This window comes from Candidatus Bathycorpusculum sp., assembly GCF_009778815.1.
GTDB lineage: Archaea > Thermoproteota > Bathyarchaeia > Bathyarchaeales > Bathycorpusculaceae > Bathycorpusculum > Bathycorpusculum hydrogenotrophicum.
This window is the reverse complement of the sequence record NZ_WRFL01000079.1, coordinates 1-8,931: the sequence shown is the minus strand read 5'-3', so window position 1 is coordinate 8,931 and position 8,931 is coordinate 1. Positions and strand designations below refer to the sequence as shown.

10 protein-coding genes are annotated in these 8,931 nt (G+C 42.8%); 8 read left to right on the top strand and 2 right to left on the bottom strand.

The genetic code is table 11. The features are described from left to right. Positions 1-323: 323 nt before the first annotated feature. A complete protein-coding gene (locus FWF39_RS10980; protein WP_343383485.1) occupies positions 324-659 on the bottom strand; it encodes a hypothetical protein in 336 nt (111 codons plus the stop codon). Positions 660-871: 212 nt separating this feature from the next. Between FWF39_RS10980 and FWF39_RS10975 the strand changes: the two genes are divergently transcribed. From FWF39_RS10975 to FWF39_RS10940, 8 genes are all read left to right on the top strand, one after another. Then, positions 872-1,045: a hypothetical protein gene (locus FWF39_RS10975; protein ID WP_343383484.1), complete on the top strand. Its 174-nt coding sequence runs from the start codon at positions 872-874 to the stop codon at positions 1,043-1,045. 239 nt (positions 1,046-1,284) lie between these two features. Beyond that, positions 1,285-1,854, top strand: a complete 570-nt coding sequence (locus FWF39_RS10970) for an AAA family ATPase (RefSeq protein ID WP_343383483.1) — start codon at positions 1,285-1,287, stop codon at positions 1,852-1,854. Then, a complete protein-coding gene (locus tag FWF39_RS10965) occupies positions 1,839-2,240 on the top strand; it encodes an RNA-binding domain-containing protein (RefSeq protein WP_343383482.1) in 402 nt (133 codons plus the stop codon). The genes FWF39_RS10970 and FWF39_RS10965 overlap by 16 nt, the downstream gene beginning before the upstream one ends. Positions 2,241-2,254: 14 nt before the next feature. Continuing rightward, positions 2,255-3,268 (top strand): MBL fold metallo-hydrolase, encoded by a 1,014-nt coding sequence (locus FWF39_RS10960; RefSeq protein WP_343383481.1) that lies wholly within the window; start codon positions 2,255-2,257, stop codon positions 3,266-3,268. A 214-nt stretch (positions 3,269-3,482) separates the two neighbouring features. Further along, a complete protein-coding gene (locus FWF39_RS10955) occupies positions 3,483-4,760 on the top strand; it encodes a hydroxymethylglutaryl-CoA reductase, degradative (protein WP_343383480.1) in 1,278 nt (425 codons plus the stop codon). Between the two features lie 108 nt (positions 4,761-4,868). Beyond that, on the top strand, positions 4,869-5,174 hold the full coding sequence (gene eif1A, locus FWF39_RS10950) for a translation initiation factor eIF-1A (protein ID WP_343383479.1): 306 nt from the start codon (positions 4,869-4,871) through the stop codon (positions 5,172-5,174). Between the two features lie 295 nt (positions 5,175-5,469). Continuing rightward, positions 5,470-6,255, top strand: a complete 786-nt coding sequence (locus FWF39_RS10945; RefSeq protein ID WP_343383478.1) for a serine protein kinase RIO — start codon at positions 5,470-5,472, stop codon at positions 6,253-6,255. Next, positions 6,255-6,830, top strand: a complete 576-nt coding sequence (locus tag FWF39_RS10940; RefSeq protein WP_343383477.1) for a KH domain-containing protein — start codon at positions 6,255-6,257, stop codon at positions 6,828-6,830. Before FWF39_RS10945 ends, FWF39_RS10940 begins: the two co-directional genes overlap by 1 nt. Before the next feature lie 109 nt (positions 6,831-6,939). Here the strand turns inward: FWF39_RS10940 and FWF39_RS10935 are convergent, their stop codons facing one another. Next, positions 6,940-8,283 carry a PQQ-binding-like beta-propeller repeat protein gene (locus FWF39_RS10935; RefSeq protein ID WP_343383476.1) on the bottom strand — a complete coding sequence of 448 codons (1,344 nt, stop codon included), beginning with the start codon at positions 8,281-8,283 and terminating at the stop codon, positions 6,940-6,942. Positions 8,284-8,931: the final 648 nt, after the last annotated feature.

Here is an 8,931-nt window from a genome sequence, read left to right as displayed (position 1 = left end):
TTGTTTCAAAGAAGACCGCGATGGTGGATTTAACGCTTAAACTTTGGCACGCATTAACCACTGAAGACATCTTTACAGCATTTCAAAAAACCGCATTACTTATCTTTAGGTGAACACTCTCTTCTTTTCTTATATTTTGCGTGTTGATGAGGTGTTTGTGTTTTTAGAAATTGTTGGGTAGAAATTGAGGGTATAACGCACATTTATGCGCTGATTTTAGCTTAAATGCGTTATCTGGTTGATCCAGGATGTGTTTTGTTGTTGTATTGTCTTGATTGAATGTTGTGTATATTATGCTTTGCTTGTTTTAGTTAGAGGGTCTGTTATTCTGATAGTTTATCAAAGAATTCGAGGAGCAGTTTTGCAACTTTGTCGCCTTGTTTGGTTTTGATGTAGTATTTTTTGAGTGGATCGATGCGTTCGCTCTTGGCTAAACCTAAGGATTCGAGTTCAATCATTCTTGATCTAAACGTACCGTCGCTTAGTGTTAGTTTGTTTTCTTGCATGAAGCTTTTGGCTTCTTTCCATCTGCCGCGTCCAACATAGAGTAGAAGCAGGCAGTCGACTGCATGATCTTTTTCGAGCATTGTTTTGATAGAGGCAAGTTTGGCTTCTGTTAGTATGTGTTTTATTTTCTCTTCGTTCACATTTTTTGACATTAGCATTTTCCCTCCTTTGTTTCTATGATGATGTTCGACACATTATAAATTATATTGCAAAACACGACATATGTCTCCAGATGTCTATCTTATTCATAAAATATTGGGCTTAGTATCTTATAAATGTACTGCGTAGTTAGCGCTTGGATGTATCAAACAAAACAGTGCATGGGTGTTGTTAAATAGTTACGTGCTAGGTGGTAAATTTTGAGGTGACTAAGCTTGTTGCTGATAAGGCTGAACCTGGTTCATTTGATTCTTCTATGGTTGAATATGCTGTTTCTGTGCCTGGTTATGCTATGTTAACACCGTTAAATGCTGCAAAGGTTTTACCACATCTAGCACTGAGTTTATATTTGCTATACTTGGCACTGTTAATGATATGATCTATCTTCTGTCTCTTCTTTTATTAATCTTTATTAATATAATGTTATAAAAATTTTAATTAATGTTGCTGTTTTAATAATTTGCCGCTTCCTTTAGATTATATTGTGCTTTAATTTCAATTATTATTCTTGCAACACAGATTGATGGGTGAAAATGTAGGTACGGCAGTTCATGCGAAAAGAAGCGGATACTTTTTAATGGGAGTGGTTGTTATAAAACCAAAAAAGGTAAGTCCACTTTGGTCGCTGACAAATTGGTTATTGGTTTGGGCGGTATGCCTGGCTCAGGTAAATCTCTGGTTGTGGAAACTGCCCGCGAAATGGGCTATGACATAGTCGCCATGGGTGATGTTGTACGGGAGCAGACCAAATTACGTGGTTTGGAGCCGACACCTCAAAACATTGGCGCTGTCATGCTTGCGTTGCGGGCTGAAAGCGGCAATTATGTTATCGCACAGAAATGCATCCCCAAAATAAAAGAACAAACAAGCTGTTGCGTACTCATCGATGGGTTGCGTAGCATTTATGAAGCTGATATCTTTAAGGAACATTTTGCCAGTTTTACCCTTGTTTCTGTGCATGCATCTCCTCAAATCCGTTTTGAGCGTCTCAAACGCCGGGGTAGAAGTGACGACCCTGCAACCTATGATATTTTTGTGCAACGTGACAATCGCGAATTAGGCGTAGGCGTGGGCAATGTCATAGCAATGTCAGAGCAAATAATAGTTAATGATAATAGTATCGAGAGTTTCAAACTTTTGGTGCGTGAACATTTTGGCAGGATTGAGACTTTATGGTTGAAGAAATAGAAGTTTTTGTAGAAACAGACCTTAATCCAACAGAAACTGAAGAAAAAGTCCGTTTGGCTATAAGCAATGTTTTGGGTGGTGCAACATTCACTGTTAGCCCCGCCCAAAGAGGCGCCATCTTAACTGCCCATGCAACAGGGCAGGATTGTTTGATCAAACTTCGCAATCTTATGCGTAATGACCGCATTCGTGATGCTGCACGAAAATTGCTTCTCAAAAAAATCCGCGACAACACTATCAGCTTTTACCTAAACAAACAGGTTGCTTATGTTGGTCACATATCCTTCTCTGAGGAAACTGCCGAGTCGCCGCTTGGACCTCTGCATTTTACAATTAAAACCCTTAGTCCTCAGCAACTCATTGAGTGGATGGCAGAGAAAACCTAATTCGAGGCTGACGTGTGGCGGAACGGGCGCAGATAACCAAGAACGGCGCGATCCTCTTAGGGGATAATGTTGCATGTGATGCTTTTGACATAAGGCCTATCCGAGTTGTTACTCATGCCCATGCCGACCACCTCTACGGTCTGCGCAAAAGTGTCAAGTGTTGTGAGAAGGTTTTGATGACTAAAGCTACCCGCGACCTTTGCAAAATTCTCAACCGTGGCTTAAATCTCTCCGAAGTGTCTGTTTACCCCCTCGAATATAATACACCTCTCAAATACGGTGACGAAACAATTACTCTGCTAAAAGCAGATCACATATTAGGTGCTACACAAGTGCTCGTCGAAGATGCCCAAGGTATTCGCATTGCCTGGTCGGGGGATTTTAGGTTGGAGGGTACCCAAGCTGTGGATTGTGATGTGCTGGTTGTAGAGGCTACATATGGACGTCCTTCTTGTCGACGTAACTTTACAGTTGATGTTCGAGCGCTTTTGGTAGAAATGGTTGAGAAGCAGCTCCGTAGCGGCACCGTATATGTATTTGGCTATCATGGCAAACTCCAAGAAGTGATGAAAATTCTTCGTGATGCCGATGTGCAGGTGCCTTTTGTTATGCCCGAATTAGTCTATGATGTCACCCAAGTCTGCCAGACACACGGTATGATGCTTGATCCAATCTCACATTGTGCCGACAAGGACGGCCAGAATCTCATAGCTGATAATCTGCCCTGTGTCGCTTTCTACCATATGAATCAACGCAAACATGTCGGACTACACAACCCACGGATATGTGTAAGCGGATGGGAATTCCAAAAACCCTGTCGTCAAATAAGTGACCGTGAACATCTCATCGCTCTAAGCGACCACAGTGACTTTGACGGATTAATAGAGTATGTACGACGTACCAATGCCAAACAGGTCATTACCGACAACTTTCGAAGCGACGGCGATGCACTTGCCAAAGAAATTCGTCATCGACTAGGCATACCTGCAGTTTCCATGCCCCAAAGTCCCGGACAAACAACCCTATAACCATACAAATCAAAGCGAGTTATTGTTAGACTTTCCATTTTTGGCATCTGCTATACTAAATAGTGATGTTTTGAACGGTCAGCTGGTATTAGCGCGTGTCTTTGGCAAATACTTCTTTCTGTCATTGTATTGGTTAGTAGTTGGTTGTGTTCGGCTAAAGCTTAAATGATTCCAAGAAAATTAGATTTTAATCATGCAGTTAAAGGAATGTCCCATGGCTAAAACCTCTGTAATATCAGGTTTCTACAAGTTGCCGCCCAAAGAGCGGTTGGCTCTTGTTGCAGAATTTGCAGGTTTAACTCCTGAAGAAACTTTGCTTCTTGAACAGTCCAGCTCATTACCCACCGAAGTAGGCGACCATATGATAGAGAATTTTATCGGGGTTTTCCCTGAACCTCTGGGTGTCGCTGTTAACTTTCAAATTAATGGCAAAGAGTATCTTATCCCCATGGCAACCGAGGAACCCAGTGTAATTGCTGCTGCCAGTTATGCTGCCAAGATGGTGCGCGACGGCGGAGGTTTCCAAACCAGTAGCACCACACCCGTCATGATCGGACAGATACAAGTCGCTAAACTAAAAGACGCCAACTCTGCACAGACAACTGTTTTGGCTGCAAAGGATCAAATACTTAAAAAGGCAAACGAGCAAGATCCCGTTCTAAACTCATTTGGCGGCGGCGCCAAAGACTTAGGCGCCAAAGTTATTGACACTACTCTGGGACCTATGCTTATAGTTGAATTATATGTTGACTGCCGTGACGCCATGGGTGCTAACGCAGTAAACACAATGGCTGAAGCTGTAGCTCCTTTAATTGAGAGTCTCACAGGCGGACAGGTATATTTGCGGATAATTTCCAATTTAGCCACTAGACGACTTGCTAAAGCTTGGTGTGTTGTTCCCAAGGAAGCTTTAGGTGGCGAAGCCGTTGTTGAGGGCATTGCATATGCATCAGTATTTGCAGAAGCTGACCCCTACCGCGGTTCAACACACAACAAAGGTGCCCTAAACGGCATCATTGCAGTCATATTGGCAACGGGTAATGATCACCGTGCAATCGAAGCCGGTGCACACGCGTACGCAGCCCTAAATGGCAAATACACCTCCCTATCGAGATGGACCAAAAACAGCAGTGGAGATCTTGAAGGCGTAATCGAGTTACCTATGGCTGTGGGCCTAATCGGTGGTGCTGTAAAAACGCACCCCATCGCCAAAATTGCCATGAAAATTCTAGGAGTCAAATCCGCCAACGAATTCGCCGAAGTCCTTGCCGCTGTTGGTTTAGCTCAAAATCTGGGTGCCTTGCGTGCATTGGCAAGCGAGGGTATCCAGCGTGGACATATGTCTCTACATGCACGAAACATCGCCGTAATTGCAGGCGCTCATGACAGCCAAATCGATACAGTTGCAGAGCAGATGGTTAGAGACCGAAAAGTACGCGTAGACTATGCTAAAGAGATCCTTGCAGAGTTAAACAAAAACACGCCGCCCTAAACCAGCGGCATACCCCCACTGTATTTTCTGATAAATCCTCCGCTATGGTTAAATGCATATAAGTAAGAAAAACTATTGTACACAAACCTGATAATTGAGGCAATTTGCTTGGGAAAGAAAAAAGTGTTAAGTGAAGGCGCAATAAGCGAAATGGTCTACCCCGGCCAAGGCGAAGTTTTAGGTGTAGTTACAAAACTATTGGGGTTTGACCGTATTATGGTTAAATGTCAAGACGGTGCAGAACGTCTCTGTCGTATCCGAGGCAAAATGAAACGCCGCGTATGGATACGTGAAGGCGACATCGTCATCATTTCACCCTGGGACTTCCAAACTGACACCCGCGGTGATGTAACCTGGCGCTACACACACGCCCAAGCCGAAAACCTAAGACGCAAAGGCCTCCTAACCCTCTAAACCCCTAACTTTACATCCCTACAAACAATCTACCGCGAATCATCGGTAGCTTTTCCTCTAATATTCTCCATCTGCCTAACTTATTATAACCTACTTACCTGCCCTTTGCTTGATGATTGCAGTTTCACGAAATCTCTACATCTTCACTGAATAAGACTCAGGTTCATTTTAGCAGTATTATCCATTAACATACTGATGGTGTAATGAAAGAAAAATTTGAAATTTTATTGCCCTGAAAATACTTAAAACTTACGATTAGCTTTAATATCCAAAATCCATAACTTGGCTGAATCTTATGTCCAACCGAGCCCGAGAACGCCTAAACCACAGAGAAAAACTAGTGGAACGCAGAGACAAAATGCTCATTCACGACCGTGCCAACGAACGTGCCACCGTTGAGGAAGTCTTTGACCAAGCCACCCGTCTAGTCGTTTTTGACCTATTAAACAGTGGTATACTCTACGAAGTCAACGGTGCCGTGAGCAGCGGCAAAGAAGCCAAAGTCTACTGGGCAACCACCAAAGACGGCACAGATTTAGCCGTAAAAATCTATCTCACCTCATCTGCTGAGTTCAAAAAAGGTATGCTCAAATACATCGAAGGCGACCCCCGATTTAAAAACATCAAACGCGACACCCGCTCGCTTATGTCTTTGTGGGCACAAAAAGAATTCCGCAACCTCCGCGAAGCCTCCGAAGCCAAAGTGCCCGTACCCAACCCCATAGCAGTGAAAAGCAACGTGGTTGTAATGGAGTTTATCGGCAAAACAGGCGCACCAGCTCCCTCCCTCAAAGAACAATCACCAGAAAACCCCGAGCGCGTCTATAAACAACTAATTACATACATAAAACGACTCTACAAAAAAGCCAAAATTGTCCACGGCGACCTAAGTGAATACAACATCATGATGTGGAAAGGCAAACCATTAATTTTTGACCTCTCCCAATCCGTATCCATAGAGCATCCCATGGCCAACTTTATGCTAAACAGAGACTTAGTGAATCTAAACAGGTATTTTAGTCGCCTAAACGTTAATGTAACCCCAGTAGAAGAATTACACAAATTGGTTGTTGGAAAATAATGCCTGGTCTAGATAGCTTTGTTCGAATCCCAAAAGAACGCGTGGGCATACTCATCGGCCCCGAAGGAAAAACAAAACAATACATAGAAAATAAACTAGGCGCCAAACTCGACGTAGACACAGAGGGTAGCATAGCAATAATCCTCACCGAGAAAGCCGCCGATCCCTCAGTTCTGCTCAAAGCCAAAGATGTCGTATCGGCCATCGGACGCGGCTTTGCACCTGAAATCGCTTTTCGTCTAATCCGCAATGAAGACGACATCTATGACATGATCGATCTACGACTGATTTTTGGGCGTAGCGAGTCCGATATAAAACGCATTAAAGGCCGCCTCATTGGTACTGATGGCAAAACCCGTAAACTCATCGAAGAACTCAGCGAAGCAGATGTTGTCGTGTACGGCCACACAGTAGGTATCATAGGTAACTTTGAGCAATCAGATACAGCACGCAACGCAATACAGATGATAATAGATGGTTGCCAACATCACACGGTCTACAAGTACCTACAACGCAAACGCACCGAAATGAAAAAAGAAAAACTCCAACTATGGGAAAAACCCCAAGATAAATAATAATCTTTTTCCTTGTTTTTATCTGCCACTTTCTGGGTTTCTTTCCAGTTTCGCAAATAGTAATCTGCACAGCTAACCAAAAACTATATTCAAACAAAACATGTCTTTTTTATTGAATTATTCGTCTTCTTGTTTTTAGGAAATGTGTGCCAACTATGATACTGCTACCACCAACTATCACCCCGATTACGATGAAAATATATGCCGGTGAATCTGATGGGGCCGGTGAATCTGATGGGGCCGGTGAATTAGAGGAGCCATTTAGGGCATTGAAAGCATACAAATTAAAATTAGCACAAATATAGAGCACGCCATCAACAACTCTAGGCGACGCATAACCGTCTCCATACTCAAAAGTACTCCAAAGCTTCTTACCAATAGTCGCATCCAAAAAATAAAAATTACCATCACAAGAACTAACATAAACCACTCCCCCCGCAACAGCCGGCGAAGAAACCACTATATCACCAGTAGTATAGCTCCAGAGCTTTTTACCATCAGCCGTATCTATAGCATAAACAGTATGATCTTCAGAACCAACATAAACCACTCCGTCAACAACAGCCGGCGAAGAACTAACACCCCCACCTGTTTGGTAATTCCAAACTTTTTTGCCAGTCGTAGCATTCAATGCATAGATACAATGATCACCTGAACCCACGTAAACTATGCCATCAACAACCGCAGGAGACGAGCCAACAGGATCACCTGTAGCAAAATGCCAAAGCACTCGACCACTCTTTGCATCTAACGCATACACATTATTATTATCAGCACCAACATAAACTACCCCGCCAACAACAGCCGGAGACGACGAAATACCCCCGCTACCACCAGGTATTGCGTAATGCCACAGTTTAGTACCATCAATAGCATTAAAAGCAAAAACACAACTACCCTGCGCACCATCGTATGAGTGCCGTGAACTGAAATAAACTATGCCATCAACAACTACCGGAGTTGAGAGACCGCCCAAAGGTAGGCTCCACAGTTCAGTGCTATCGGTAGCGTTTAAAACCCAAAAACTAACCTGTGTAAGTACGTATATTCGTCCATCAGCCACTGCAGGCGATCCATGTATGACGTTAATGATGTAGTTATTGTAGGTCCATATGTTGGTGCCAGTTGTGGCATTTAAGGCTGAAACTTGTCCATGTATTTCTGAGTTAAGATAAACTATGCCGTTTACAACTGTAGGTGGAGCATAAACTCCGTTACTGGGAGTGTATTTCCAGAGCATTGATTGTAACAGAGGATCACCAGTAAGAGTGGTGGTTGGAGTTGCTGACTGAGCCAGAGGGGTTGCGTATAGACTTAAAAAGGCGGCAATAAGAATGAGTGTAGCTATAAATGTGGTTGTTATGGGAACTGAAAAATGTTTAACCCTTGTACAGAGAGAATTGGCTGTTAGAACCAGCGGCTGTTTTTTTATTTCTTTTTGTACATTATTCATATTTGTTCGCTAACCTCTTATGAATACGTTTGAAGTGCTAAGTGATTTTTGTGTGTTAGTTATAGAGACGTTATTGTCTTTGATTTCGGGGACGCTGCTGTTTAGCGTTTGTGATATGCTGCTTATTTAACCAATTTAGCAATGCAACGATGACTTGTGTGAAGGTACCCGTCGATGGCCCAAGTCGATCGTATCTATGGGTCTTTTTGTTCTAATTTAGTATTTGCTTTAAAAATGTGTTAATTAACTGGGAAGACCGCTGGTTTAAGGTTGTCTTGTTTATGTTTCCTTGTTTTAGCATGTATCGGTGTTGTGATTGTGTGTTTGAATAGGAGGCTCATGTAGCAACTAACCCAAGTTTATACTTGAAGGTTGATGTGTTGCTACGTCACACTCAAGATCCACATCATCCTTTTGTCTGCGGGGCCAGACTCGTCATCGCCTACCCATTCATCCAAAAACAGTGTTATGAGCCTTTAAATGTTCAGGTATCTTTGTGCAGATGCATCAAAGTTTAAAGGTTGCTATACTGCTTTGACCGCATTATAAATAAGTGTTGATTGTATATGTTAACACGTGCTTAGTTATGAATAAAAAGTACAGTGTTAACTTGACCAAAGATGAGCGTTGGATAATTTTTGAGACAAT

Coding starts and splice junctions, on each gene's coding strand:
- FWF39_RS10935 (WP_343383476.1), bottom strand. CDS start 8,283: ATGAATAATGTACAAAAAGAAATAAAAAAACAGCCGCTGGTTCTAACA.
- FWF39_RS10965 (WP_343383482.1), top strand. CDS start 1,839: ATGGTTGAAGAAATAGAAGTTTTTGTAGAAACAGACCTTAATCCAACA.
- FWF39_RS10945 (WP_343383478.1), top strand. CDS start 5,470: ATGTCCAACCGAGCCCGAGAACGCCTAAACCACAGAGAAAAACTAGTG.
- FWF39_RS10955 (WP_343383480.1), top strand. CDS start 3,483: ATGGCTAAAACCTCTGTAATATCAGGTTTCTACAAGTTGCCGCCCAAA.
- FWF39_RS10940 (WP_343383477.1), top strand. CDS start 6,255: ATGCCTGGTCTAGATAGCTTTGTTCGAATCCCAAAAGAACGCGTGGGC.
- FWF39_RS10980 (WP_343383485.1), bottom strand. CDS start 659: ATGTCAAAAAATGTGAACGAAGAGAAAATAAAACACATACTAACAGAA.